The organism is Nitrospira sp. SG-bin1 (genome assembly GCA_002083365.1).
In the GTDB taxonomy this organism is placed as follows: domain Bacteria; phylum Nitrospirota; class Nitrospiria; order Nitrospirales; family Nitrospiraceae; genus Nitrospira_D.
In genome coordinates this window covers 15,010-39,277 of sequence record LVWS01000029.1, presented here as the reverse complement: position 1 = coordinate 39,277, position 24,268 = coordinate 15,010, and the positions used below count along the sequence as shown (strand labels likewise).

Annotated in this window: 28 protein-coding genes and 1 tRNA gene; 16 read left to right on the top strand and 13 right to left on the bottom strand. The window is 55.7% G+C overall.

The genetic code is table 11. The features are described from left to right. Positions 1 to 663: 663 nt before the first annotated feature. From A4E19_19105 to A4E19_19085, 5 genes are all read left to right on the top strand, one after another. Positions 664 to 1,494 (top strand): hypothetical protein, encoded by an 831-nt coding sequence (locus A4E19_19105; GenBank protein OQW34031.1) that lies wholly within the window; start codon positions 664 to 666, stop codon positions 1,492 to 1,494. A gap of 78 nt (positions 1,495 to 1,572) precedes the next feature. Next, positions 1,573 to 2,304 carry an MBL fold metallo-hydrolase gene (locus A4E19_19100; protein ID OQW34030.1) on the top strand — a complete coding sequence of 244 codons (732 nt, stop codon included), beginning with the start codon at positions 1,573 to 1,575 and terminating at the stop codon, positions 2,302 to 2,304. A gap of 99 nt (positions 2,305 to 2,403) precedes the next feature. Beyond that, positions 2,404 to 3,369, top strand: coding sequence for a hypothetical protein (locus A4E19_19095; GenBank protein OQW34029.1), 966 nt, complete (start codon positions 2,404 to 2,406; stop codon positions 3,367 to 3,369). A gap of 121 nt (positions 3,370 to 3,490) precedes the next feature. Then, positions 3,491 to 3,958 carry a hypothetical protein gene (locus A4E19_19090; protein OQW34028.1) on the top strand — a complete coding sequence of 156 codons (468 nt, stop codon included), beginning with the start codon at positions 3,491 to 3,493 and terminating at the stop codon, positions 3,956 to 3,958. 244 nt (positions 3,959 to 4,202) lie between these two features. After that, complete coding sequence (locus tag A4E19_19085; GenBank protein ID OQW34027.1) at positions 4,203 to 4,829, top strand: hypothetical protein; 627 nt, start codon at positions 4,203 to 4,205, stop codon at positions 4,827 to 4,829. Here the strand turns inward: A4E19_19085 and A4E19_19080 are convergent. Together A4E19_19080 and A4E19_19075 are read right to left on the bottom strand one after the other, a co-directional pair. After that, positions 4,823 to 5,272: a hypothetical protein gene (locus tag A4E19_19080; GenBank protein ID OQW34026.1), complete on the bottom strand. Its 450-nt coding sequence runs from the start codon at positions 5,270 to 5,272 to the stop codon at positions 4,823 to 4,825. The two genes, A4E19_19085 and A4E19_19080, sit on opposite strands and share 7 nt — an antisense overlap. 2 nt (positions 5,273 to 5,274) lie before the next feature. Next, positions 5,275 to 5,946 carry a hypothetical protein gene (locus A4E19_19075; GenBank protein ID OQW34025.1) on the bottom strand — a complete coding sequence of 224 codons (672 nt, stop codon included), beginning with the start codon at positions 5,944 to 5,946 and terminating at the stop codon, positions 5,275 to 5,277. A 272-nt stretch (positions 5,947 to 6,218) separates the two neighbouring features. On the opposite strand from A4E19_19075, the gene A4E19_19070 reads away from it, so the two are divergent. Next, positions 6,219 to 6,563 carry a hypothetical protein gene (locus A4E19_19070; GenBank protein ID OQW34024.1) on the top strand — a complete coding sequence of 115 codons (345 nt, stop codon included), beginning with the start codon at positions 6,219 to 6,221 and terminating at the stop codon, positions 6,561 to 6,563. 10 nt (positions 6,564 to 6,573) lie between these two features. Here A4E19_19070 and A4E19_19065 read toward each other — a convergent pair whose 3' ends face one another. The 4 genes from A4E19_19065 to A4E19_19050 all read right to left on the bottom strand — a co-directional run bounded on the left by A4E19_19065 (position 6,574) and on the right by A4E19_19050 (position 8,681). Then, entirely contained in the window at positions 6,574 to 6,870 is a 297-nt protein-coding gene (locus tag A4E19_19065; GenBank protein ID OQW34023.1) for an adaptor protein, read from the bottom strand. A 68-nt stretch (positions 6,871 to 6,938) separates the two neighbouring features. Next, entirely contained in the window at positions 6,939 to 7,148 is a 210-nt protein-coding gene (locus A4E19_19060; GenBank protein ID OQW34022.1) for a hypothetical protein, read from the bottom strand. Positions 7,149 to 7,278: 130 nt separating this feature from the next. After that, on the bottom strand, positions 7,279 to 8,406 hold the full coding sequence (locus A4E19_19055) for a hypothetical protein (GenBank protein ID OQW34021.1): 1,128 nt from the start codon (positions 8,404 to 8,406) through the stop codon (positions 7,279 to 7,281). Then, positions 8,403 to 8,681 (bottom strand): hypothetical protein, encoded by a 279-nt coding sequence (locus A4E19_19050; protein ID OQW34020.1) that lies wholly within the window; start codon positions 8,679 to 8,681, stop codon positions 8,403 to 8,405. Before A4E19_19050 ends, A4E19_19055 begins: the two co-directional genes overlap by 4 nt. 71 nt (positions 8,682 to 8,752) lie before the next feature. On the opposite strand from A4E19_19050, the gene A4E19_19045 reads away from it, so the two are divergent. The 3 genes from A4E19_19045 (at position 8,753) to A4E19_19035 (ending at position 9,994) form a co-directional block, all read left to right on the top strand. Further along, positions 8,753 to 8,980: a hypothetical protein gene (locus A4E19_19045; GenBank protein OQW34019.1), complete on the top strand. Its 228-nt coding sequence runs from the start codon at positions 8,753 to 8,755 to the stop codon at positions 8,978 to 8,980. A 7-nt stretch (positions 8,981 to 8,987) separates the two neighbouring features. Continuing rightward, positions 8,988 to 9,311, top strand: coding sequence for a hypothetical protein (locus A4E19_19040; GenBank protein ID OQW34018.1), 324 nt, complete (start codon positions 8,988 to 8,990; stop codon positions 9,309 to 9,311). A gap of 89 nt (positions 9,312 to 9,400) precedes the next feature. After that, positions 9,401 to 9,994 carry a hypothetical protein gene (locus A4E19_19035; protein OQW34017.1) on the top strand — a complete coding sequence of 198 codons (594 nt, stop codon included), beginning with the start codon at positions 9,401 to 9,403 and terminating at the stop codon, positions 9,992 to 9,994. A gap of 74 nt (positions 9,995 to 10,068) precedes the next feature. Here the strand turns inward: A4E19_19035 and A4E19_19030 are convergent, their stop codons facing one another. Both A4E19_19030 and A4E19_19025 read right to left on the bottom strand, forming a co-directional pair. After that, positions 10,069 to 10,872 (bottom strand): hypothetical protein, encoded by an 804-nt coding sequence (locus tag A4E19_19030; protein OQW34016.1) that lies wholly within the window; start codon positions 10,870 to 10,872, stop codon positions 10,069 to 10,071. 77 nt (positions 10,873 to 10,949) lie between these two features. Further along, positions 10,950 to 11,699 carry a hypothetical protein gene (locus tag A4E19_19025; GenBank protein ID OQW34015.1) on the bottom strand — a complete coding sequence of 250 codons (750 nt, stop codon included), beginning with the start codon at positions 11,697 to 11,699 and terminating at the stop codon, positions 10,950 to 10,952. A gap of 57 nt (positions 11,700 to 11,756) precedes the next feature. Here A4E19_19025 and A4E19_19020 point away from each other — a divergent pair, with 57 nt between their 5' ends. Together A4E19_19020 and A4E19_19015 are read left to right on the top strand one after the other, a co-directional pair. After that, positions 11,757 to 12,041 carry a hypothetical protein gene (locus A4E19_19020; protein OQW34014.1) on the top strand — a complete coding sequence of 95 codons (285 nt, stop codon included), beginning with the start codon at positions 11,757 to 11,759 and terminating at the stop codon, positions 12,039 to 12,041. Between the two features lie 87 nt (positions 12,042 to 12,128). Then, positions 12,129 to 12,359, top strand: a complete 231-nt coding sequence (locus A4E19_19015) for a hypothetical protein (protein OQW34013.1) — start codon at positions 12,129 to 12,131, stop codon at positions 12,357 to 12,359. 65 nt (positions 12,360 to 12,424) lie between these two features. On the opposite strand, the gene A4E19_19010 is transcribed toward A4E19_19015, so the two are convergent. After that, complete coding sequence (locus A4E19_19010) at positions 12,425 to 12,865, bottom strand: hypothetical protein (GenBank protein ID OQW34012.1); 441 nt, start codon at positions 12,863 to 12,865, stop codon at positions 12,425 to 12,427. Between the two features lie 154 nt (positions 12,866 to 13,019). Here A4E19_19010 and A4E19_19005 point away from each other — a divergent pair, with 154 nt between their 5' ends. Beyond that, a complete protein-coding gene (locus A4E19_19005) occupies positions 13,020 to 13,592 on the top strand; it encodes a hypothetical protein (protein OQW34011.1) in 573 nt (190 codons plus the stop codon). A gap of 29 nt (positions 13,593 to 13,621) precedes the next feature. On the opposite strand, the gene A4E19_19000 is transcribed toward A4E19_19005, so the two are convergent. Together A4E19_19000 and A4E19_18995 are read right to left on the bottom strand one after the other, a co-directional pair. Beyond that, on the bottom strand, positions 13,622 to 14,404 hold the full coding sequence (locus A4E19_19000; GenBank protein ID OQW34010.1) for a hypothetical protein: 783 nt from the start codon (positions 14,402 to 14,404) through the stop codon (positions 13,622 to 13,624). Positions 14,405 to 14,734: 330 nt separating this feature from the next. Next, positions 14,735 to 15,466: a hypothetical protein gene (locus tag A4E19_18995; protein OQW34009.1), complete on the bottom strand. Its 732-nt coding sequence runs from the start codon at positions 15,464 to 15,466 to the stop codon at positions 14,735 to 14,737. A 267-nt stretch (positions 15,467 to 15,733) separates the two neighbouring features. Between A4E19_18995 and metH the strand changes: the two genes are divergently transcribed. After that, on the top strand, positions 15,734 to 19,432 hold the full coding sequence (metH, locus tag A4E19_18990; GenBank protein OQW34008.1) for a methionine synthase: 3,699 nt from the start codon (positions 15,734 to 15,736) through the stop codon (positions 19,430 to 19,432). A gap of 229 nt (positions 19,433 to 19,661) precedes the next feature. Here metH and A4E19_18985 read toward each other — a convergent pair whose 3' ends face one another. Together A4E19_18985 and A4E19_18980 are read right to left on the bottom strand one after the other, a co-directional pair. Further along, positions 19,662 to 20,168, bottom strand: a complete 507-nt coding sequence (locus A4E19_18985) for a hypothetical protein (GenBank protein OQW34007.1) — start codon at positions 20,166 to 20,168, stop codon at positions 19,662 to 19,664. A gap of 144 nt (positions 20,169 to 20,312) precedes the next feature. Next, positions 20,313 to 21,455, bottom strand: coding sequence for a hypothetical protein (locus tag A4E19_18980; GenBank protein OQW34006.1), 1,143 nt, complete (start codon positions 21,453 to 21,455; stop codon positions 20,313 to 20,315). Between the two features lie 476 nt (positions 21,456 to 21,931). On the opposite strand from A4E19_18980, the gene A4E19_18975 reads away from it, so the two are divergent. From A4E19_18975 to A4E19_18965, 3 genes are all read left to right on the top strand, one after another. After that, complete coding sequence (locus tag A4E19_18975; GenBank protein OQW34032.1) at positions 21,932 to 22,657, top strand: ribonuclease PH; 726 nt, start codon at positions 21,932 to 21,934, stop codon at positions 22,655 to 22,657. A 7-nt stretch (positions 22,658 to 22,664) separates the two neighbouring features. Continuing rightward, positions 22,665 to 23,270 (top strand): non-canonical purine NTP pyrophosphatase, encoded by a 606-nt coding sequence (locus tag A4E19_18970; protein ID OQW34033.1) that lies wholly within the window; start codon positions 22,665 to 22,667, stop codon positions 23,268 to 23,270. A 130-nt stretch (positions 23,271 to 23,400) separates the two neighbouring features. Continuing rightward, positions 23,401 to 23,477 (top strand) — tRNA-Pro (locus A4E19_18965). Positions 23,478 to 24,268: the final 791 nt, after the last annotated feature.

Sequence of the window (24,268 nt, the reverse complement as noted above, 5' to 3'; positions counted from 1 at the left end):
CTCCCTTGTGGACGCCCAGTATACACTACCGTTTTAGTTGTTACACGCCACTAGAAGGTTGCTGAAAACTATGCATATATCTATAGGCCGCATTCATGGTACAGGAGCTATCGCATTGACTACTTCCACGGTAATTATTGGTGTAATAGTGGTCTGGTATCTTCTTCACCTCGTGCAGTGGCTGGTCATGGTGTTTGTTCGATAGCCCCCGGGTGAGTGCAAAAGAAGGATGCGCTAAAATCGAGCTGATTTATGAGCATGAATCTTTGTTTGAATTCACCCTGCTATCTCATGACCAGCTTCGCGTAACGTTTTGCGATCGCTTCCTGGCGAGACCTCGCTGAGTCAGTAATCTGCCATCATATCTTTCATCATCTAAACCTACTCTATATTTATTGCGCCACAGTTGACGGTGCGTGTTATCGCGCTCCAACCTTGAGGAGGCGCTATGGTCAGGATCATCGAAATCGCTCCGGACCTATTCCGTATTGGAGGGTCGAAAAAAAGGTCGGGGGTCTTTGTTTAAGATCTGCGATGCTACGTAGAATACTTGATGGACAGTAGCCTGACGCCATTCTTTCACTATCTCGACTCAGAACAAAAAACTCGACCCCCTAACGATGTTTGGCTCAGCGGTGCTTGACCGAAGCTCGGGAGCGCTGCATGATACGTCAATCTCGCTATGCATTTGGCGAGCATTCCGATCACCTTGTTGTACTTCAAGCCAAGAGTCAGCAAATGAGCGACCTGTTTGCAGACTCCTGGGGCGCCGGCACCCCTGTGGTGCTCGTGCACGGCTCGCTTGCGACGGGAGCTGATGAATGGCAGGCACAGCGACCGCTCGCCGATGAGGGATTCCGTCTGTTGGTACTTGACCGGCGCGGATATGGGCGAAGCCCGAGGGCGGAGGGGGAGGATTTCCTGCGCGATGCCGACGATATCGTTGCGCTTATGGGTGATGGTGCGCATCTGGCGGGGCACTCTTACGGAGGCCTCGGTGTGCTCTTCGCGGCTGCTCGCCGTCCGGACTTGACGCTATCGCTGACATTGTTGGAACCAGCGACATTCGCGTTAGGCCTGCACCATCCCGCCGCGCGGGCTCTCGTGGACGAGGTTCGGACCCTCTGGGGTCAGAATCTGTCCGATGAAGCCTGGGTTATCCGCTTCTTGAAGGCAGTGGGGAGTGATCCCGACGAGCTGCCGCCCGAAGTCCTTACTTCCGCTGTGCCGTTGGTGCCCCTATTGCGCCACGGGCGGCCTATCTGGTCCAGTGATCTGCCGCTGGCGGAGCTAGCGACGGCTTCCTTTCAAAAGCTTGTTATTTCGGGTGGGCACAGCGCCGGGTTCGATGCGATATGCGATGACCTCGCCCAACAGATCGGCGCGTCTCGGGCTGTGGCTCCCGGCGCCGGCCACGAGATCCAGTTCACCGGACACCTTCTCAACGAGATGCTGCTCGCGCTCTGGCGCGGAGCAAACCGGCGGGTAGGGTAAAACCACTGCCGGTTTCAGCCGATCGTCACTCGATTTGGTGATGCATAGACGAGGCGCTTCGATTGTGAGGGAGATTCTATGGCGAAGATCACTGAGATTGCTCCGGACCTCTTCCGTGTTACGACCTTCGTTGAACCGTTCAATATGCAGTTCAGCCAGTTCTTGTTGCGCGACGAAGAACCGCTGCTGTTTCATACCGGTCCGCGCGCTCTGTTCCCGGAGGTCAAAGCCGCTGTGGCATCGCTCATCGATCCGCCGACCTTGCGTTGGATCGGGTTCAGCCATTTCGAGGCTGACGAATGCGCAACGGTGCCGGAGTGGCAGCGGCTGGCTCCGCACGCGGAAGTGGTGTGCAGTCTGGTGGGCAAGATGGTGAGTATCGACGATTGTCTGGCGCTCCGCCCCGCAAAGGGGATGGCCGACGGCGAGGTAATCAAGACCGGAAAATACCGCTTTCGTTTTCTATCAACACCCCATGTGCCCCATTGCTGGGAAGCGGGGCTACTGTTCGAAGAAAATGAACGGACGCTCCTCTGCTCAGATCTGTTTCACCAAGATGAAGATGTGGAGCCGGTGACGGAATCGGACCTCATTGATCACTGCCGGCAGACACTGGTGGGTTACCAACAAGGCCCGTTGGCGAATTATGTGCCCTATTGCTCGTTGACGGAGGCGACGCTGCACCGTTTGGCGGCCCTGCAGCCGAAGCGACTGGCTACCATGCACGGATCAGTCTACGCCGGCGATGGAAGCCAAGCGCTCCATGATCTCGCTGCGGTTTGGCGGGAGGTCCTCAGCCCGCAGTTATGATTCCAGGCGACTGATTCATGTTCTGCTGACAACGTCACCAGCGAATTCGCGAACCGACTCGATCGACAGTCATGGATTGCGCTGGTTCTAGACCTGACCATGTCGTTATTGCTCTGGCTTCTTTTCTCGTTGTTGGGTCTGATCGTTGTCGTCGCGATCTGGTTTGGAATAGACACCAAGCACGCCTATACACGAATCTCGGGCAATAGTGCTTTCATGTCTTCTCCGTTGGGAGACATTGAATTCAAGCGAGGAGGGACGGGTGTTCCCGTTCTCGTGATTCACGGAAGTGGAGGAGGTTATGACCAAGGCGAACTGATTGCGAAGACGATATTGGGCGATGATTTCGCCTGGATTGCGCCCTCTCGCTTTGGATATCTCCGCTCGACCTTTCGAAAAGGCGCGACGTTCGACGACCAAGCAGAAGCCTATGTCTACCTGCTCGATCATCTTGGCCTGAAGAAGGTCACTGTCTTGGCACTGTCCCATGGTGGCCCGTCGGCGCTTCTCTTCGCGGCCCGGTACCCGGAGCATGTTTCCTCGCTGACGCTTCTGTCGTGCGGGGTCGCTTCCTCGTCAGAAGCCAGTCAGGCAGCGGCAAACAAGAAGGGAGATGCCCTGACGACGGTTTTCAAATTCGAGATTCTCTACTGGGTGGTCAGGAAGTTTCTACGCAAGAAGCTGATGCGGCTGATGGGCGTCAGCGATACGGTGATCACAAGTCTCACGGCCGAGCAGCACACCTTGGTCCATCGGGTGATCGACTATATGGCTCCGGTCTTTCCTCGGTACGCCGGTGTGGCCTTCGATAACAAGGCCGCGATGCCCAATGAGCGGGTGGCCAAAATTCGAGTCCCTACGCTCATCGTCCATGCCACGGACGACAAACTTCAGCTCTATCACAATGCGGAATATGCGGCGGCTAACATCCCTGGAGCCCGCTTAGTTTCCTTCGCCCGAGGGGGCCATCTCCTTCTTGCCGTCGAACAGGCCGTTGTTCAGGAAGAAGTCAGACGATTCATTCTGACCCACGCCGGCAGGTCCGAGCGTGGCACCAGTAGGTAGGACGATCATGTTACCGGCGCTTGACCGAATTTAGAAACTGACCGAGAATGCGACGCAAATCGAAGAAACGAAAGAAAGCAAGATAGGAGCACGACCATGATGCTCGTTCAGGAGGTGTGTCATGAAACTCGATGTCATGCGAGTTTGCAGGTTCTCTATCGCGGCGGCACTGGTCAGCATGACAGGTGTGAATGCTACGCAGGCATCGGCAATCGACCCACTCGGGGGAAGGCCGTCTGTTCTGATGGCCCAGGGGACGGTAATTCCTGAGCCCCCGCATGCTGCTGCGCCAATCTCAGAAAGTGCGCGTGTTCTTGTGGGGCACTGGCGGAAAACCACTATTGTGTTCGAACAGCCGGAGGACGAACATCTGGCCTTACATGCCGACGGGACGGTGGAGAACTGGATTGTGACGGCTTCCGGGCGTTCCGCGCCGACGGCTGGTACATGGAGCGTCGAAGGAAAAATGCTCAACCTGCTGCTGGAGGGGCATGAGCGCATTTCTCAGCCGTTTACCCTCTACGAAGGACAGCTCGTTTTCCCCAACATTGCCAACCGACGCCGCTTCTGGGAAAACATAGGTCGGTAAGGTGGAGAGGCAAACTATCGCCGCGGCCATGTCACGCGGTGAGCCTAACTATGAAGAACCAAGCCATGTTCTCCCAGGCCGAACAGTTTCTTGCCTCTCCATCTCACCATAGATCTGTATGTCCCAAGACGGTAGAATGTCTACATAGGGTTGGGCCCTCGCCGCGGCGATCCGTAACGAACTCGATGGTCTGCTGCCAGAGGTGCATGAAGATTGTTAAGCAGCCTACGTGCACAGGGGAGATATGAACCTCACCATCATCGGAGCGTCAGCCGGAGTAGGGCTTCAAGCGACACGCCTCGCCCTCGAAAAGGGACATGAAGTTGCTACCTTGTCGCGCCGGTTTGTGCCAATTTCAGATCAACCGAAGTTGAGAAGGGTACAGGGCAGTGCGACAAATCCAAGCGATGTCAGCGCAGCAGTACAGGGAGCCGAGGCCATTCTGGTCACGCTTGGTGTGAAAAGCCCCTTTGCTACCACGTTGTTTTCCGACTCCGCGCGCGTCTTGTTGCACACCATCCGGGAAATGGGCTCTTCCCCGACGCTTCTTGTGCTCACCGGTTTCGGAGCCGGCGACAGCTGGGGCTACAATTCTTTCCCCATGAAACTCATGTTCACGCTGCTTCTCAAGAAAGTCTATGCTGATAAGAATGAGCAGGAGCGGATCATTGCCGGGGCCTATCCGCGCTGGGAGATCGTGCGTCCAGGTCGCTTAACCAATGGAGCGATGACGGGTCGCTATCGGGTGTTGGACAATCTTCTGGAAGGAATGAAAGTGGGCGCCATCTCACGTGCTGATGTGGCCCACTTCATGGTGGTGCAGGCTGAGAATCCGACCTATCTCGGCAAATACCCGGCGCTCACTTACTGAGACCGGTGGATCGGCTCTCGTCTCGGAACAATCCGCCCTTCCTCTAAATCTTGCAGATCCGACCAGGCTGTAATGTCGGTGCGTGATGGATCGATGGCGGCCAAGTATTTGTTGAACCTCGCCGCACTCTCAGGCGAACTCGGTCCGCGTGACAGGAGATTATGATTCCACTCCTCCACTTCAGCAGGTGAGTGGGGCTTGGCTTCCTGGTGAAGCCATGCCACGACTCCCTCGTCGGTCGGATTGGCTTTCACCGTTGCCGTGAATTGTTTGCTCGTAATCCCGGCATAGGCCAGAAGCCGTTCATCCATCGGGCAAGGATAGATATACTCGCCTTCCGTGCCGGCGAGGACGGCTCGGCATTTGTCGATCATGCGTGCCAGGTGAACATAGCCCCCCAGCTTGACGCGCATGCTGCGAGGAAAACCTTTTCGCAAGTCCATCGTTACAGCAACTGATGGTTCTTAAAGGTTAGCTGTTTAACCACGACCTCACCATTCTCGTAGGTGATGATTCGTCTCGTAGCCGGAAGGTCGGACGAACCGACGCGGACATGGGTATCGGTGAAGCTCTCCACGTTGGTCAGTTTGCCGTCGGTCGGCGAATAATAATAGACCGTGTACTTGGTCGTGAGGTTCTTCTGGTCTTGCGTGACCGCACTTTCTTCCACATTGATCGTAAAGGCAAACGGACTCATGCCGGGATGGGCCATCTTGCGATTGATCTGGGTGATGCGGTTGTCCTTGATCCGGTAAAAGGAATTGGACCCATGGATAGTCAATTGAATTCCGAACGGATGTCCGTCTTCTTCCATCGTCAAGGTATATTTTCCGTCGGACTCTTCGAAGCTTCGTGGTCCCCGATGGACCGCGATCATACCCAGCTGTTCCTGTACCCACTTTTGGGTTTCGCCGTCGCCCAATTGGACGGAAACTTCGCGGGGGCCTTTGACGATAACGGGCCCGCTGGTTTCTTTTCCGTTCACATTCACCGTGAGGTCGGCTGTAAACCCTTTGAAATCCTTTTGCCATCGAGCGGTCGCCTCAAAGGCCCGGCGGAGCAGATCACGCGCGCGAGGATCGTCGGCGACGGCCGATGGTTCTGCTTTATGTTCCATGATGCAGCTCCTCTCTACGAAAATGGATATTCTATCACTTATACCGATGCATGCGATGGGACTCAATAGTGAAATCTCACCGGACAGCTGCCCGTGTGAGGATGGATCTCTCATGTGTGTGCATGACGCGGTCGCGTACCATTGCGACGTTGGGGATTTTGGATATTCCAAAAACATCATAATTCTGATATACTTCGACAATTTTTACGCTGAGGTGTTGGAGACCGCCGCAGCCTTATCAGCCGGTCAGCCTGTGTTGAGGAAGGATGGGCATGGAACGACGAGCTGCTTCGCATACCGAAGAAGAAGAGATGAATCAGCGCCGCAAGCTGTTGAATGCGGCGAGACGAGGCGATACGAAGGCCATCAGTAAGCTGTTCGAACTGTATCAGGTTCGGGTGCTCAGCGGAGACCAATTGGCCAAGGTCAACCGCACCTCCACCTATATGGCCCCCGTCAAGCAGTCACAGAGCAAGTCGAAGGCCGCTGAGAAAAATGAAAAGGCGAACGCTTCGAAGACGGCGAAGAAATCAGGCAAAGCTTCTAAACCGGCCGCCCAGAAGGAGTCGGCGAGCACAACAAAGAAATCAACCAAGGGCATATCCAAGCATAAGTAAAGAGGCGGGATTACTGCACAGCCACTTTGAGCCCACCCCCCGCGAGTTTGGCGGCGATATCATCCGCTTGTTCCGTCGATCCGGTGAACACGATCGCTTCCCCGTCGTGATCGATACGATAAGCCAGTTCAAACGCTTTGGCTGACGTCATGCCGGGAATAAACCGGCAAAAGAGGTCGATGACTTGTTGATAGGTGTGGCAGTCGCAGTTGTAGACGATGACGCGGGACTCGAATCCGGTGCCCGACCCAGTTTGCACATCTTCGGTAATGTCCGGAACGGTTTGTGGTGTGGAAGGTGTCGGCATGGAGCGGGGCTTTTAGCAGGTCTGTCGAAAACAGGTCAAGGCTGAATCTCCGGATGTCATGTCGGAGATTACACTTTATCCATGTCGATCACTTCGGTCGCATCCCATAAGTTTTTCAATTCGGCATCCGCCAACTCCTTTTCGCGATCCGCGTCTGTTTCTTCCCCGAATGCGCGTGTCGCCGACGACACTGTGGAGTCCGTTGGCCTGTCCTCACCCGCCGCTTCGGGAGTTGGGGAGCGGCGCCGTTTCTTAGTCGGATCCATATTGACCGGCATGAGCTGCCTCCCGAGACTTCCCGTAGTCTTCTCCAATCGCGGCGGTCTTGTCAATCGATGATATCCATGTGAAGGGCTGAGGAGAGGTGTGCGATATTGCCGCCTGTCGGGTGGGCTTTGGCCATCTGCGTCAAAACAGCCGCTCTGCCACCAGGTCGGCGTAGCGTCGGCCCAACGATGTCAGTCGTACACGATCGTGGTCGGCATCAAGCAGGCCTTTCGAGACGAGTTCATCGAGTTGGTGCTCTCGCTCCGCCGCCGTGATGATGTGTCGGGGGACACCACGCAGCAAACGTAACCCAAACACAAGAGCGTCTCGCCGGCGTTCAGAGAGCGAAAGAGGCTTGAGGTCGGTTATCGGCAGACGATCCTCGTTCAAGCATGCGGCATAGGTTCCGAGATCCGCCACGTTTCCAAACCGGACTCCATGGAGATAGGACTGCGCGCTCGGGCCGAGCCCCAGATACTCGCCACCGGTCCAGTAGAGGACATTATGGCGAGAGGCATGGCCGGGCTTGGCATAGTTGGAAATCTCGTAGCGGGAATATCCCGCGTCGGTCAGGGAACGTTCTGCCGCGGATTCCATGTCGATCTGAAGCCCGTCGTCGGGCGGAGGAATGAGATTCCGAGCAATGTCCTGAGCGAGTCGGGTGTCCTCTTCAATGGTCAAGGCATAACAGGAGAGATGCGAGGGGGCCAGCGTGATGATCGACTCCATGGTGTGCATCCAGTCCTGCAGCGATTGGCCCGGGAGCCCATACATCAGATCGAGATTGATGTTGCTGAATCCCGCTTGACGGGCTGCCTGAACCGCGGCCCCCGTATCCTGCACCCGTCCAAAACGACCCAGGGAGGAAAAATCCTTGTCCGCCATGGATTCCGCTCCAAAGCTGATCCGATTGAATCCGGCATCCGCCAAGACTTGGAGATTCTTGAATGTGACCGTGGAAGGATGAGCTTCGACCGTTATCTCCGTTGTGATATCGGTGGGCCAGGTGGCTTGAATCAAGGCAAGAAGCTCGGCCAGCCGACCGGCCGGGAGGGACGTCGGCGTTCCGCCGCCGAAATAGATGCTCTGCAAAGTACGCCCTTCCAGGGATTCTTGCCGACGATGGAGGGAAATTTCTCGGACAAGAGCGGAATGAAACAGGGCCATCCGATCGGATTGAGCGATTTCCAGATAAAATGCGCAAAAGTGGCAACGTCGGCGACAGAAGGGAATATGGACATACAGCCCGAGAGTGTTGGAATCGCTCATCGTTTCAGTTTCAGCGAAAAAGGAAGCTGTTGTGAAAAATCCTTGGCCAATACGATTTCGATTTCATCGGCCGGCGAGGCGCCGCGATTGCGGATGTGCGACGTCCACCCCTCGTGCCGGCGCAGCGACTCAAAGACGGATTTGAGCAGGTGCGGTTTGATCCCGGCTTCCCATTCCCGCACCCACGCACGCTCATCCTCGTCTCCGGTATAATCGTCTGGAAACGAGGCTTCCAGCGTGAAGCGAATGGTAAAGGTTTTCTCTTCCTGGTACATACAATCCCTGTCGTTGCGATTCAGGCGCCGTGATTTTATAATGCTCCTGGCAACCGAAGGAGTCGTCAACCATGCCTATCTTCGAATATGTGTGCCGCGAATGCAATCACCGTTTTGAACTCCTGGTCCAAGGATCGGCGGAAGCGGCTTGTCCCCAGTGCAGGACCACCAAACTCGATAAACAATTTTCCGCCTTTGGAGTCGGCGGCGCCACCACCAGCTGGGCGTCTTCATCCGGTCCCGGCCCTTGCGGCAGCTGTGGTGATCCCCGCGGGCCCGGCGCCTGCTCGATGAACTGAAGCGCCTATGGGCACGCCGGATGAACAGGCGGTGCAACGCGCGATCTCGAGCATCGCTCATTCAGATCCGCTGATCAAACTGCTGCAGCAAGTACGGTTGGGCCGCATGAAACCCACGGATGCGGGCTTGCGCGCCGTCACGGAATCGTGGCTCGGTACCTACGAGAAAGCCTTGGCCACGGATGGTCTGACGCAATCCGGTCTGCGCCGGCTTAACCCCGCTCCTCGGCTCGCCGTTCTTATCGAGATCGGTGTCCTGACCGGCAATCATCCAGGTGTGGAATCGTTGACGGCGGCTTACGACCGGGCGGTCGCCGGGGCATCAACTTGAGCAGACGTGGCACGCGTGCCCTGCCGGTGCTCTGTTTATGTGGCCTGATCGTCTTGCCGGTTATACTACAGGCGGACGATGGAATCGGTGTGCATCCCTTAAGGGCGATTTATCCGGCAACGCTTCCTTCGATTCTTCCTTCGGATACGCACCTCCTCATCGAACCGAACGCTATCGAAGCATTCCTCCGGGCGCTGGAAGGTGTGCCTCCTAATTGGGCCACGGTGTATGGCCGTGGTCACCATGATCCAGGGCATGATGAGCGACTATTCAATTTGAATCGCGAGCGGGATGCTGCGCGCGAGGGGAATCCCGTTCTGAATTGGCGTGTCGCGTTCGTGTGGCCGGGAGAACTGTCTCAATTCGACGTAGAAACAAGGAGCTACGCAGTAGCGGTTGGGCCTGAGTTCAACCCAACACGTTGGGGTCTGGTGCGATTCAAACCGGAGGAATTCCCCAGCAATCTGCGGGTGAGGCCCGATAAAAATCTTGCCGATCGGATCAAACGGAGTCTCGCCGAACATGCAAACGTGTCGGTATCTGTCGTGATGGTGGGCATGCTGATTCCTTCCGAGTCGATCATCTACGATTTCTCACACGATGCGGAATGGGTTGGTGTGATCATGCCAGTGGTGAGAGTTGAACGGGTGGAGGTGCTATTCAAAGAACTGCAAGCGCCATGATTCATTCAAGGCCGAGCTGTTGCGTATCGATAGGAGTGGTGCAAGCAGGGGAGAGTCTCCAGCGCCGCCACTGGTCAATACGCGTCTTTTGCGCAGCGAAAACCGGTGCCGCTCGGCCGGCTGTCCATCGTGCCCCAATCGCGATCCGAGGTGCGGAGACTGGCTGCCGGTTTCAGCCATGACCCACCGCGCATGGCTTTGATCGCACCCCGAATCGGTCCCGGAGGATCGGTAAGCGGGGCATCTCGATAATAGTTCGGATCGTACCAATCGTGGACCCATTCTGCGGCATTGCCAGCCATTCCGAATAGACCATACGGGCTGACCGCTTCAGGAAAACTTTCGACCGGCATCGTCAAGACTTCTCCCCGCAGTCCGTTCTCCTTGGCCAGACGAGCTCCCTCGCCCTTGATCCAGAAGGCATCCCAATCCGCTCCGCTATGAAACTCTATCGTGCGTCGCGCCCAATAGCTGGCGCTATTGGCCATGGTGAGGTCCCAGCCGTTCCCCCAGGGGTACCGTCGGCCGTCGGTTCCCCGTGCAGCCTTTTCCCATTCCGCTTCGGTCGGAAGGCGTTTCCCGGTCCAGCGGCAGTAGGCGTCGGCATCCTCCCAGCTCACATTAATGACGGGATGGTGTTCGATGCCCGGCATGGGGCGATCGTCGGTCCAAAGCGTCGCTGCTGGGTTTGCATTTGACGGAGAGCGATGACCCGTGGCCTCCACGAAGGCGGCATAGGCCTGGTTGGTCACCTCAAAACGATCAAGAAAGTATTCACTGAGGAAGACGCGTCGTTCCGGATGCTCGTCCGGAAAACCCGTGCTTCCCTCGGGAGTGCCCATCGTAAACTCCCCCGCGGGAATCAGGGCCATGTCCATGGGTATTTCAGCGCCGGAAGCGGGCGGGTGATGGCCAATAACAAGGAACAGTGCGCACAAGGAGAGAAAGGGGATGGTCATGAAGGAGTCTTGATCCCGCAGGCTTCGGCGACCGCGTCACGGTAATTCAGCCAGAGCGATAAGCTCTTTTTTACGCAGGTCAGGACTGATTGCCGGAGCTCTGTCGGTGTGTAATTGATGACCATATCGTAGGCATCGTGTCGATGGCCTGCTTCGACCATCTGGTGGGCTCGAATCAAGCCCATTCGGCTCGGCGGTACTCCATGATACCGAACCAAAGGATGAAGGCCGATGATGGTTTCGATCTCTTCCGGATGTTTCTTTTCAGGAGGCACAAGGATCTCCTTGCGATCCTTCACGCTGCCTTCAACGAAGATAGTCAACGTTGCTGCCGCGGCCACCCAATGGCGGTGGTTCGACATGCGCTCGAGCCAGGCACGATAGGTTCGGGCGGCAGGGAGCAGCCGGACATGTTCGAAATCCCGTCGGCGAAAGCCCAGTCCTTCCATCATCGTCAGGAAGAGTTCAGGATGGGATTCCCTCAACGAGAGACCTCCGGTTTCTTCCTCGTAGATGTTTTCGGCCAACATACGGCGAACGGGAAGCGGAGGATTGGCTCCCAGGATCCGTGATAAGAAAACGGGAAAGTCACGAACGTAGACGGCGTATTCATGCTGAAAATGAATTTTGAGTCGGGCTTTGTTGAGTCGACCTGAAGAGAAATATTCCCAAGCCCAGTGATGCTTCTCATCCATGATCCGGAGAAGCGCCTCGAGGAATCCGGATTTCTTGATGTGAGCGGCCACGATGCCTTGCCTCTTTGGTGAAGCGTCGCTACAATTCGGATCGCAGAGGAACTGCCGATGACTCCAATAACGATTCAGAACCCGGACGACATCCTTAATGTCTTGGCCGATGTGGCTCTTCGCGGAACGGGATTCACGACCGAATCCTTACTCGATTACGTGCTCGAAGAGGGATTCACCGAACCAATTTTCCTCAATGCCAGCGGCGAAGACTCCACGGCGTTCTTCAAGGGGCAACCGAACGCATGGGCCATTTATCAGATCCGTGAGTGGAAGCGCGTGCTCACCATTTCGGGTGGTCCTGGTCAGGAACGACGTGTGCGAATCACCGAAACCCCGTAGCTCGTATTCGGAGTGTAAAGTGATACACGAGGAAGTGCAACCAACGGACACGTTTCACGCGTGAACGACCGATCGGGGAGACAGCTCATGCGGATGATCCATCTCACCAATGCGCAGGACGTCGGTGAACTCGCGATGATCAAGAGCCTGCTCGAAGGCAACCGGATCGCTTACGTCGTGCACGGAGAACACGTCAGCAGTCTCTATCCGGGAGTGCCGTTCTTTGTAAGCCGCGTCATGGTCGATGTGTCCGATCAAGCCCGTGCCGAAGTGCTTTTGAGTCGGCTTCGGCTGTCGATCCGCGAAACGTCATCCTAACTTCATACTTGCGTTGAACGGCGGCCATCGCTTCCGTGATTTCCGACGGCCGTGTGGCTTCGGTGTTACGGCTGAATCTTCGGATGCGGTTTCTCTGCGGGGAAATCACGGGAGCGGCGTTCACGCGATCCTTCGTACCATCCTCCCCTCAGGATTCCTTCCTCGAAATAAAGGTAACGATGACGAACGACCGCGGGACTTTCCCAGTCTTCGAAAATCCACTCTTCTTGCCGGATTCCATCTTTTGTGAAGGTCGTATTGATCGTCTGCGGCCCGCCCCACGATTGCAGGACCTGTTCCTTGGTCATCCCCACCATGACGCGATGTTGTTCGATGTGCTTCTGAAAATCCGGATCGCCAAGCTGAACGATTATCGGCCATACCACCGCCATGAGGAGAAACAGCGCAAGCCCGATATAGATGATGATCCTGACGGGGCGGCGGCGAATGAACGATGGTTCCTCAGCGTTGGGATCGAAGGCGAGAGGTTGAGATTCGATAGTCATAGAAGGCAAGAATGCTGAAATGCTAGCAGCGTGTTCAGCTCGAGGTCAAGCGATGCATTCGAATCCCTAAACAATTCATCGTGATAGGGGAAGCGCTATACTTATTCCAGCCGTCCTGATCAGAGAAGTCAATGATTGCCAACTGGACAGTAAGATGGTTGCAAAACTGGACAGTAAGATGGTTGCAAAACCTCAACCTTTCATCATACTGATCTGCCTGTGCAGCATACTCGGACTGGGAATTGGTGCGCGGGTCTGGGCCGCGACGATCTATTCCTATGTCGACGATCGAGGAAATCTTGTCTATACGGATTCCGCGGAAACGATTCCTGAAAAGTACCGCGCGAAAGTGAAGACGCATGAGCAACCAGATTCCGTTTCGAAGTCACCTTCGGTGATGCAGTCGATACAACAGAAGATTAAGGGTCAGATAAAGAATTTTGGGGCGATCATGCCGTCGTTTCACTTCGATATGGATGGTCTGACTCCAGCCCAATCTAAGATTGTGACCTATGCCGGTGCGGCGGCCGTGGTCTTATTGTTGATGATGTACCTCAGTAAGAGCCAACTCACCAGAATGTTGGGATTTTGCCTCCTCATCGTGCTCGGAATCGGCGCTCCTCTGCTGATCTATGTGAGTGATAGTGGTCCAATGGATACCATGAAGAAAAAGGCAGCTGCTTCTGGGCAGACTCAGCGAGATCGGCTTCAGCAAGTTCCTCGGTAAGCGCTTCTCTTCCCGCGTGTCCCTGCCGGTTATTCGGCGTACTTGGGAATCGGTATCGATTTGGATGGTGACTTTGGAGGATCAGATTGCTTGTCGAATCGGTCGGAGTAGGGATTCGCAATTCGTTCGTGAGTGTGCCGCTGTCGGAGCGTCACTAACTGTAGGCTCTGCGTGCTGATTTCCACACGGTCTATCAATGCCTCGCCCGTCAAGCGATCAGGAAGTCCCTGCATCGAGAAGAGTTGGTAGCTGAGCGTCCAATCTAGCTGATCTTTTCCGTGCTCTCTCACGATGAAACGAGCATCCGGCGAAGGCAGTCCTTTGAACAGCAGTATCCATATGTTGGATCGAAAGCTGGGACTGCTCGGCTCATTGGAAGGACGAAACTCTGGAATCAAGCTCGGAAGTCGACTCATCGGCACTGCGGGGGAAAATTCGATGTCCACCAACCGTACGGTCAACAGTCTGCCCTCATTGTGATCATTCGGATCGACCGCATAACTGAAGGAATAGCGGACATCGACGCCTTCACGTTGAAAGGTATACACATCCTCTCCGTTTTCAGGGGACACCAGCTTGCTGAAGTACTTCGCCCAATCGGTGATCGGATAATACGTGAAGACTCGCAAGGCCGATTTCCGGTCCCGCACCGCCTGCGGCATGCCGAGTTTGTCGTGTAGCTCTTGCTGGGAAAGTCCTAAGAAACCATCTTCGAAATAGGGCGTTCCATGAGAGTGCCCTGGAAGGGCGACAGGGATTCCAAGAACGGATAGTGCCACAAAAACTCTCGACGCAAGATGAGCAATCAACATGGCATTCCATGGTAAGTGGATCGGCTGAAGGCTGTCAATTTGTAGTCTGGACGGTCAGCTATCAACCGCCGGCGGGTGCGCATCCCTTTGAGGAGCAGTCGCCATGATGATTTCCAGCTTCTGATGAGTCCGATCGAACGCATTGATCAATGCTTCTATCCTGGTCGATGCCATGGCTCATGGCCAGGATATGTCCCTTCTCTCAGTTCATCAGTTGTCATGTGCTGATCATGACTTCATCGTCCCTCTTCTGTCCTGTGACGAACTCGGCGGGCAGCACTCTTTTGGTGAGACGCGACCGCCATGAGCGACGGAGTTTCATTTCAGAGGTCAGAAACGAAAGCCGATTCCGGCTGCCACGTAATGGGATTGAGAGTTGAGGCTATGGGTCGGACGCGGCGTACAGCTTGTTCTGCGGTACTTGCCTGACCCACACCCGTCACCTTCTTTTCCGAACAACAGCGCAGGTTTGTATTCCGCGAACCCGAAGAGATGGTTTGTGACAATGAGTTGTACTCCAAGGATGCCTTGCACGGTCAGCCCAAGCAATGAGTCGGGTTCGCGAATGCCGGCGGAACTTTGCGTGTGGCCGTCCGTCCCCAAGATGGAGAGCCCTAGGCCGACACCTGCGTAGGGCTGAATGAAGTCGCCCGGGTATCGAGCGAGGGCATTGACCACGAAATTGAACAGGGTCGTGTCCAGTCGAGCGGAGCGTACCGTGTTGCCTGCCATCGTTTGCGGTGCCGTGATTGATCCCCCATGACCGGATGCCTCAATTTCTGCCCCAAAAATAGACTTGGATGAGGGGAAGACACCTATCTTGAGACCTCCCCCTGTCGCGCCGTCAAACCTCGCGTCTGGGATCTTGTCGCCGTCGAATTCGAGCGTGCCGCCGATCGGGTAACTGCGCATGAGAAATCCGCTCACGTACCATTCCTTTGGCAGGGGTTCAGCGGACTCCTCTGCTTCGGCCGCGTCGAGCTCCGCGATGGGGCACATGAGCAACATCGGTACGTTGAGAACGATGAGCCACCAACGGGAGTCGGAGCTGGTGAGGAACATGGCAATGGCTTTCAGCGTGGGCTCACATGGTCTAGGCGGCCGAGCGCGTCGAGAGACCATAGTCACCTCCAAGAAATGTGCTCTCAATGCAATATAAAAAACGAATTCATCGTACTAAGTGAAAAACCAGTTTGCCAGGGGAGGCGCGAGAAATAATTTGCGATCAACCCTTGTGCCAGGCGGTTACTTACGAAAGGCCTTGCGAGAATTGATCGGCACCAGTTAGGATCACATGCGATATCCTTTCGTGAAGGAAAGGGTTTTTCAATGGCGAGTGCCGACACGAATAGCAGTATTGAGCAGCTTCTTCATGAGCGCCTTCTCATCCTCGACGGCGCTATGGGGACGATGATTCAGCAGCGCAAGCTGGACGAGAGCGCCTTTCGAGGAGAGCGGTTCAAGGATTGGACGAAGGATCTCAAAGGTCATAATGATCTGTTGAATGTCACGCAGCCGGGAATCATTGAAGAGATTCATCGCCAATATCTGGAAGCGGGCGCGGACATCATTGAGACGAACACGTTCAACTCACAGGCGATCTCACTGGCTGATTACCACATGGAGACGCTGGGTTATGAATTATCGAAGGCCGGGGCGGAATGTGCCATGCGGGCCGTGGCGGCGGTCCGGCAGTCGCAGCCGGGGCGGCGGTGTTTCGTCGCCGGGGCAATCGGTCCGACGACCAAGACCTCATCGATATCCACTGATGTCAACAATCCGGCCGCGCGCGGGACGACCTATGACGAGCTGGTGATTGCCTATGGCGAGCAAGTGCGAGGCCTGCTCGACGGCGGCGTCGATCTTCTACTCGTGGAAACCATCTTCGACACCTTGAATGCGAAGGCCGCGTTCTTCGCGATTCAGCAGGCGTTCGCGTCCGGGGCGCGTCGGGTTCCCATTATGGCGTCGGTCACCTTCATTCAGGCAGGCAGCAATCGTGGGGTGACCGGACAGACGGTTGAAGCCTTCTGGAATTCCATCTCTCATGTGCCATTGTTGAGCGTGGGGATGAACTGTGCGCTCGGCCCGAAAGAAATGCGTCCGTTGATCGAAGAATTGTCACACATCGCGCCGGTCTACATCAGTGCTCATCCCAATGCCGGCTTACCGAATCCATTGTTGCCGACTGGATTTCCCGAAACGCCGGAGACGTTGGCGCCTCAACTCCGTGAATGGGCGGAAAACGGATGGCTGAATATCGTCGGAGGTTGCTGTGGGACGACGCCGGCCCATATCAAGCACATTGCCGAAGCCGTGCGGGATGTGAAGCCACATGTTCGTGCAAAGGTCGAGCCCTACACCAGATTGAGCGGTCTTGAAGCCGTTACCATTCGACCCGACTCGAACTTCGTCAATATCGGCGAACGAACGAACGTGACCGGTTCACCGGCCTTCGCCAAACTGATTTTGGCGGGAGATTACGAAGCAGCTCTGTTGGTGGCGCGTCAACAAGTGGAGGGCGGCGCCCAGATTGTTGATGTCAACATGGACGAGGGCCTGCTCGACTCCAAGACGGCCATGGAGAGGTTCCTTCGTCTGGTCGCTTCGGAACCGGATATCTGTAAAGTGCCTATTATGGTCGACAGCTCCAAGTGGGAGGTGTTGGAGACCGGCCTGAAGAATATCCAAGGCAAGGCTGTCGTCAACAGTATCAGCTTGAAAGAAGGCGAACAGAAATTCATCGACCAGGCCTCGCTCATTCGTCGATACGGTGCGGCGGTGGTGGTCATGGCTTTCGACGAGAAAGGGCAGGCCGACACGCTGGAACGGAAGAAGGAGATCTGCGCACGTTCCTATAAAATTCTGACGGCGCAGATCGGGTTTCCTCCGCAAGACATCATCTTCGATCCGAACGTTCTGACGGTGGCGACCGGGATTGAAGAGCACAACAACTACGCGGTCAACTTCATCGAGGCGACGCACTGGATCAAGAAAAATCTACCTGGTGTGAAGGTCAGCGGTGGGATCAGCAACATCTCCTTTTCGTTTCGCGGCAACAACGTCGTTCGAGAGGCGATGCATGCGGCGTTTCTCTATCACGCCATCCAGGCCGGCTTAGATATGGGCATCGTCAATGCGGGGCAATTGGCGGTGTACGAAGAGATTCCCAAGGACTTGCTCGGACTCGTAGAAGATGTGTTGCTCAATCGGAGGCCCGATGCGACCGAGCGATTGGTGAATTTCGCTGAAACGGTCAAGGCGAAAGGAAAGGCGGTTGCCAGGGACGATGAGTGGCGTAAGGGCACGGTTGAGGAGCGGCTCTCCCATGCGCTCGTCAAGGGTATTACCGACTATATCGACCAGGATACCGAGGAGGCACGGCAGAAATACGCCAAGCCATTGGAGGTGATCGAAGGACCGCTGATGGCGGGGATGAACATTGTCGGGGACCTTTTCGGATCCGGCAAGATGTTCTTGCCGCAGGTGGTCAAAAGCGCTCGCGTGATGAAGAAGGCCGTGGCCTACCTCATGCCCTTCATGGAAGAAGAGAAGAAGCGGTCCGGCAATTTCCAATCACAGGGAAAGATCTTGCTGGCGACGGTCAAGGGCGACGTGCACGACATCGGAAAAAATATCGTCGGTGTCGTGCTCGGTTGCAACAACTATGAAGTCGTCGATCTCGGCGTCATGGTGCCCTGCGAAAAGATCCTTGCCGCGGCCCGAGAGAGCAAAGCCAACATCATCGGCCTAAGCGGACTCATCACACCTTCACTCGACGAGATGGTCCATGTGGCGAAGGAAATGATGCGCGAGGGGTTCGATGTCCCCCTTCTGATCGGCGGTGCGACCACCAGCAAGGCCCATACGGCGATCAAAATCGCGCCCTCCTATGAGCCGGGTGTGGTCCACGTGCTTGATGCCTCGCGTGCGGTCGGTGTTGTGGGAAGCCTGGTCAGTCAAACGCAGAAACAGGGCTTTGTCAAGCAAGTGAGAGACGACTATGAGCGGATGAGGCAGTCCCACCAGGACCGCGGCGCCAAACCGCTGCTCTCGATCACGCAAGCGCGAGCCAATCGGCTCGTGTCCGACTGGAGCAAGGTCGATATTCCGACACCATCTGCACTGGGGGTTCGAACGATCGAGGATCAATCGTTGGTCGAGCTGGTTCCCTACGTTGATTGGTCGCCTTTTTTCCATACCTGGGAATTACGGGGGCGCTATCCGACCATCTTTGATGATCCCATTGTGGGATCCAAGGCCAAGGAACTCTATGACGACGCCCGACGTCTCTTGGATGAGATCGTCCAGAAACGATTACTCAAGGCCAATGGGGTCTATGGATTTTCCCCTGCGGCAAGCCTCGGAGACGATATCGAACTCTATGCAGATACATCTCGGAAGACCGTACTTACGACGATCCATCATCTTCGGCAGCAATCGGAGAAGCCGGCCGGACAGCCGAATCTCTCCTTGGCCGATTATGTCGCTCCGAAAGATTCACGTCGGGAGGATTACATCGGCGCCTTCGCCGTCACGGCCGGTATCGGGGTGGACGAGCTCTGCAAGCGGTTTGATAAAGATCATGATGACTATAATTCCATCATGGCCAAAGCGCTCGCCGACCGGCTGGCCGAAGCCTTCGCGGAGTTTCTCCATAAGAAAGTCAGGCAGGAGTGGGGGTACGGCAAGAACGAACAACTCTCGAATGACGATCTGATCCGTGAGCGATACCGCGGCATCCGTCCAGCGCCGGGCTATCCCGCCTGTCCGGACCATACGGAGAAACGGCTGCTGTTTGATCTCTTGGCAGTGGAGAAGAATACCGGCATTACATTGACCGAAAGCTTTGCCATGTTGCCGGCTGCGTCGGTGAGCGGATTCTATTTCGCCCACCCGGACGCCAAGTATTTTGCCGTCGGAAAAATCGGCAAAGACCAAGTGGAAGACTACGCTCGCCGCAAGGGGATGGATCTTCGTACGGTCGAGCGGTGGCTCTCGCCGAATCTCAACTACGAACTTCAATGAGGTGTCGCCGAGATCGGTTGTCAGCGCAGGTCTCTTCAGTCTGTCTTCCCCTAAAACCTAAATCACATTATTGATAGGGTGAATTCACCAACCGATAAGTCCCGTTGACGATGTTTTCAAACTACACACGGTCCATCGTCGATTGCTGAGCCAAGGATCGGGCGCTACGCGTGGATTGAATTGGCGGCAGGTCATCAGGATGGTTGTGGGGATTCCAATAAGAAGATGCCTACACGGCAGATTTCAGCAGATCACCCTCTAATTCCACCATCGCGCCACGCAGAGCGTTCACGAGTTGTCTGTACCGTTCCTCGGCCCACGCATTAAAAGACTCGGCATCCGGGAATACGAGGTCCCAGGCCCTCGTTGCTTCCAGCATCAAGAGCTGTTGCCGTCTATTGTGTCCGGGGAACAACACGATGAGGACGACGGAATTGCCGGTGAGACTGATGTCGGTGAAGAGGTGCAGCATACAGCAGGACGGAACCGCGGCATCCCGTGAAGCGGCTTCGATGATCGGTTGGTAGAGGCGGTGGAGCAGTTGTGCGGTCACCTCATGCGGGTCGGTAGGTGTGAGGAGACGTGGATTCGGTTTTTCTCCGAACAAGTTCTCGGTCAGGTAGGTCGCCGCTTCCCAGGTCGGCATGGTCCCTGATGCAACCAGGGCTTCGCAAAGGTAGGCGATCCAGTTCCGATTCCGGGGACGTTTGCGAACCGCAGCCCACTTTTTCGTCATACTCGGCAATCCCTTCTCGCTATGACCCCGCTGGTTGCGAGCAGATCACGTGTTCCGGCAGGTTGAAAAAGTATATCGGTGGCGCCACAGTCGGTCAACGAATTGCCGACAATTCAAACGGCATGCTGGTGAGCGGAGAAGGACCTACAGTTCTCGTACAGTGTGGAAGTTGACGCGGTCTGCGTATTGCCCGTGGATGCGGGCCACTTCATCGGCCGATGCGACGAAGACATCCAGCAGCGATGGATCGAAATGCTCGCTCCGGTGCTTGAGCATGAGTTCGATGGCATGAGTGAGTTCGAACGCCGGCTTGTAGACCCGTTGAGTGGTCAGGGCATCGAACGCGTCGGCGATCGCGGCAATGCGGCCTTCGATCGGGATGGCTTCGCCTTGCAATCCCCGAGGATAGCCGGTGCCGTCGAAGCGTTCATGATGGGTGTAGGCGATCACGGCTGCGACTTTCAGCAACTCAGCATCCGATCCACTGAGGATCTTGTATCCGATCTCGGCGTGCTGGGCGATCACTCCGAATTCTTCCTGGGTGAACTTGCCGGGTTTCAGCAACACATGATCCGGGGTGCCGATCTTCCCGATGTCGTGCATGGGGCTGGCTGTCCGGATCAAATCGCATCGCTCCGGCGACAAGCCGGCCTTACGCGCGAGCAATTCGCAGTAGTGGCTCATGCGCTGAATATGTTGGGCGGTCGCATTATCACGGAACTCCGCGGCAATGGCGAGCCGTTGAATGGTTTCTTCACGAGACAGACGCAATTCCTTTTCGGTGCGTTCGAGCCAGTCCAATGCCTGCTGTAACGCAAGCGTTCTCGTTCGGACGATGTCCTCCAAATGTTCACGATGGAGACGATTTTCCATCTCAAGCCGTCGGCGCCGGAGAGCGTTTGCCACGTCGATGAGGACTTCGTTGGATTCGAACGGCTTCACGATGTAGCCGAATGCACCGACGTCCAGAGCCGCATTGGCGAGGACCGAACTGTCGAGGCCAGTCACCATGATCGCCGCCGTGTGAGGGTGCTCCCGGAGTATGTGGCGCACAAGGTCCATGCCGGATTCTCCCGGCATGTTGACGTCGCACAGCATCAAGGCAAAGGGTTGATCGTTCAGCTTTTGCCGGGCCTCTCGGGCATCAGCGGCGCATTCGACGGGATATCCGTGAGTTTGAAGCAGATAGGCGAGCAGGCGGCGGATTGGCTCTTCGTCGTCAACCACCAGAATGTTACGATTATCGAGCAGGGCTTGATGGGTGGTTTGATCCAGCAGTGTCGCCATGAGTCGGATGATATGGTTCGGATTGTCGGAGCGAATTGTCTCGTTTGTTCTTTATCGGCGTAATGATAGCTGATCTGAATACCGCAGGAGCTTCGCATGTATGTGCACTTTTCGTGCCATTACATTTTTCAGGTTTCGTTTCAATTTTCCGATTGGAGCTCGGTCGCCATGTAAAAAGAAAAAAGTTTTGAATCTTCGCAACTGGAAAGGCGTTACGATTTGGCTGCTTCCATCATGACCCTATGCATGCGCCGTCTTGAAAAGGTTCCATATGCGAGGTGATGTACAGAATTCTCCATAGGTGAGCGACTGGATTGTACAAATGGTAATGATAAAAAAGAGGGGCCGAATGGTCGGATCCGTCAATTTACTGGCGATGGTCGGTCTGCCACAGGTTTGCGCTTTCTTAGGACCTTCAACTATAATTCCGATTCAACTATCGAGGAAAGGCGCAAGGCATGAGCGGGATTTCCGGGTTGGTTCGTTTCGATGGGCGTCGCAGAGATCAGGTCCGCCCCGTGAAAGTGACACGCAACTTCATCAAACATGCGGAAGGGGCGGTGCTGATTGAAATGGGAGATACGAAGGTCATTTGTACGGCCTCGGTTGAGGAAAAGGTGCCGCCCTTCCTGAAGGGAAAGGGGACCGGATGGGTCACGGCGGAATATGCGATGTTACCGCGGGCAACCCATGAGCGGTCGCCTCGGGAAGCGGTGAAGGGAAAGCAAGGCGGACGAACCCTGGAGATCCAACGACTTGTCGGACGTGCTCTCCGGTCCGTGACCGATATGTCTCAATTGGGAGAACGGACCATTTGGATCGATTGTGATGTGATTCAAGCGGATGGAGGCACCCGAACCGCATCGATCACCGGTGCCTTTATCGCATTGGCCGACGCCTGCGCCGTACTGAAAAAAAAGGATCTTTTGAAAAAGATTCCCCTGATAGACTATTTGGCGGCCATCAGCGTGGGAAAGGTCGGCGGAGAAGTGATGGTGGATCTCGCCTACACCGAGGATTCGATGGCGGAAGTGGATATGAATGTAGTGATGACCGGTCGGGGCCGGTATGTCGAGGTCCAGGGGACGGCGGAGCGGACACCGTTTGCGAAGCAAGATATGGACGAGTTTCTGAACCTCGGCTGGCAGGCGATCCAGCGACTGACCGCCCTTCAGAAAGAGCTGATCGGTGCACTCGATTGAGGGTCCGATTAACGAAATCCTCCTGGCGACTCGAAATTCGGATAAAGTCAGGGAGCTCACCGCTCTTCTCGGAGATCTGAAGATCCGCATTCGTACTCTGGCCGAATTCCCCACCGCCCCGGAAATCGAGGAAGACGGCATGACTTGTGAAGCCAACGCGCTCAAAAAGGCACGGGAAATCGCCTTTGCGACAGGCCTTCCGGCTGTCGCGGATGACACGGGGCTTGAAGTCGATGCGTTGGGCGGAAGGCCTGGTGTCTTCGCGGCCCGATACGCGGGAGAAGGTGCGACGTACGAAGACAACTGCAGAAAGTTGCTCAAGGAGTTGGACGGTGTGCCGTCAGGCAAGCGAACCGCCCGCTTTATAACAGTCGCCGCCTTGGCGATGCCCGAAGGACAGTGCCGAATCTCTACAGGAACTCTCACTGGTGCCATTGCTGAGACATGTGCAGGATCGAGAGGATTCGGTTACGATCCCGTGTTTTTCGTTCCGGAGCTCGGTCGTACGTTGGCGGAGTTGACGACGGAAGAAAAGAACCGTATCAGTCATCGAGCCAAGGCATTTCGATCCATGGCCGACATTCTTCGACCATTGACCACTAGGAAGTGCTGAACCTTGCGCGCTGGCACATGATCCGTGGTGGATGTTGCCTGGACAGGAATCAGGCCGTTCTTGTATATGTTATACATGGATCTGTTGATCGTGGAGTTACCTCACCAAGAATGTGAAGGCGACAAGCCGTCGGGGCGTAGCGCAGCCCGGTAGCGCGCCTGCTTTGGGAGCAGGATGTCGGAGGTTCAAATCCTCTCGCCCCGACCATAATGTGAAAATCCAATAGACCGTCGAGAGGATTTGAAGCGACGGAGCGCCGACGGTTAGGAGGAAAAGATCGCAGTTCTTGTGCGACCGTCAGCGAAGACGCCGGGCCGGAGGCCAAATCCTCTCGCCCCGACCAAACCGCACTTCGTGCGTGCCGTGGGCTCTTTATCGTTGTAATGTAATTATTATGCGCGCGGATAGAAACCACAAGTGATCTTACAGAGCACTCGCTCCGGAGTCTTCTTTTCCATTGAAGTGAAGCGACGGGAGAAACACCTCCGGTAACTTCTCTCATTCCCGACCTGCTGGCTCGTATCACCGCTTCTTCATGGCTGTGTCGGAGTGAATGCTGGTGGATAAGCCCCCAGACGTAACCTCTAAGGCAATAAGAACGATCACACCGCCGATGGAGCTGTTGGGCGCGAGCCGGCAAGGTAATAGAACCATCCCGGCTCGCCTCCTGCTCGTTTCTCACCTATCGAGCCTATCGGTATGTGTCTCTTCATTCCGATTCCTCGCGGCCCGGGGCAAGCGCTTTGTACATCACTCCTACGACCGCACTGATCAACAGTACTTCAACGATCACCATCACCATGGTGGCTCACCTCCTTTCATAATAGGAATGTGTCGCAATGGCTTGCCGCGCGAGATCGAAGTGAACCGCTCCGAGAGTGTGTGCCGATCGTATGTCGACGGTCCGGCTATACCTCTATAATCCATGCCACGATCGAGATCGGCTTCAACATCGCGCTCATCCGGTCATTGGCTTCTTTACGGTTCATGTCTCGCGC

Excerpts from the sequence above, each read along its gene's own strand:
- A4E19_19105 (OQW34031.1), top strand. The coding sequence starts at position 664 with ATGATACGTCAATCTCGCTATGCATTTGGCGAGCATTCCGATCACCTT.
- A4E19_19100 (OQW34030.1), top strand. The coding sequence starts at position 1,573 with ATGGCGAAGATCACTGAGATTGCTCCGGACCTCTTCCGTGTTACGACC.
- A4E19_19095 (OQW34029.1), top strand. The coding sequence starts at position 2,404 with ATGTCGTTATTGCTCTGGCTTCTTTTCTCGTTGTTGGGTCTGATCGTT.
- A4E19_19090 (OQW34028.1), top strand. The coding sequence starts at position 3,491 with ATGAAACTCGATGTCATGCGAGTTTGCAGGTTCTCTATCGCGGCGGCA.
- A4E19_19085 (OQW34027.1), top strand. The coding sequence starts at position 4,203 with ATGAACCTCACCATCATCGGAGCGTCAGCCGGAGTAGGGCTTCAAGCG.
- A4E19_19080 (OQW34026.1), bottom strand. The coding sequence starts at position 5,272 with ATGGACTTGCGAAAAGGTTTTCCTCGCAGCATGCGCGTCAAGCTGGGG.
- A4E19_19075 (OQW34025.1), bottom strand. The coding sequence starts at position 5,946 with ATGGAACATAAAGCAGAACCATCGGCCGTCGCCGACGATCCTCGCGCG.
- A4E19_19070 (OQW34024.1), top strand. The coding sequence starts at position 6,219 with ATGGAACGACGAGCTGCTTCGCATACCGAAGAAGAAGAGATGAATCAG.
- A4E19_19065 (OQW34023.1), bottom strand. The coding sequence starts at position 6,870 with ATGCCGACACCTTCCACACCACAAACCGTTCCGGACATTACCGAAGAT.
- A4E19_19060 (OQW34022.1), bottom strand. The coding sequence starts at position 7,148 with ATGCCGGTCAATATGGATCCGACTAAGAAACGGCGCCGCTCCCCAACT.
- A4E19_19055 (OQW34021.1), bottom strand. The coding sequence starts at position 8,406 with ATGAGCGATTCCAACACTCTCGGGCTGTATGTCCATATTCCCTTCTGT.
- A4E19_19050 (OQW34020.1), bottom strand. The coding sequence starts at position 8,681 with ATGTACCAGGAAGAGAAAACCTTTACCATTCGCTTCACGCTGGAAGCC.
- A4E19_19045 (OQW34019.1), top strand. The coding sequence starts at position 8,753 with ATGCCTATCTTCGAATATGTGTGCCGCGAATGCAATCACCGTTTTGAA.
- A4E19_19040 (OQW34018.1), top strand. The coding sequence starts at position 8,988 with ATGGGCACGCCGGATGAACAGGCGGTGCAACGCGCGATCTCGAGCATC.
- A4E19_19030 (OQW34016.1), bottom strand. The coding sequence starts at position 10,872 with ATGGACATGGCCCTGATTCCCGCGGGGGAGTTTACGATGGGCACTCCC.
- A4E19_19020 (OQW34014.1), top strand. The coding sequence starts at position 11,757 with ATGACTCCAATAACGATTCAGAACCCGGACGACATCCTTAATGTCTTG.
- A4E19_19015 (OQW34013.1), top strand. The coding sequence starts at position 12,129 with ATGCGGATGATCCATCTCACCAATGCGCAGGACGTCGGTGAACTCGCG.
- A4E19_19010 (OQW34012.1), bottom strand. The coding sequence starts at position 12,865 with ATGACTATCGAATCTCAACCTCTCGCCTTCGATCCCAACGCTGAGGAA.
- A4E19_19005 (OQW34011.1), top strand. The coding sequence starts at position 13,020 with ATGGTTGCAAAACTGGACAGTAAGATGGTTGCAAAACCTCAACCTTTC.
- A4E19_19000 (OQW34010.1), bottom strand. The coding sequence starts at position 14,404 with ATGTTGATTGCTCATCTTGCGTCGAGAGTTTTTGTGGCACTATCCGTT.
- A4E19_18995 (OQW34009.1), bottom strand. The coding sequence starts at position 15,466 with ATGTTCCTCACCAGCTCCGACTCCCGTTGGTGGCTCATCGTTCTCAAC.
- metH (OQW34008.1), top strand. The coding sequence starts at position 15,734 with ATGGCGAGTGCCGACACGAATAGCAGTATTGAGCAGCTTCTTCATGAG.
- A4E19_18985 (OQW34007.1), bottom strand. The coding sequence starts at position 20,168 with ATGACGAAAAAGTGGGCTGCGGTTCGCAAACGTCCCCGGAATCGGAAC.
- A4E19_18980 (OQW34006.1), bottom strand. The coding sequence starts at position 21,455 with ATGGCGACACTGCTGGATCAAACCACCCATCAAGCCCTGCTCGATAAT.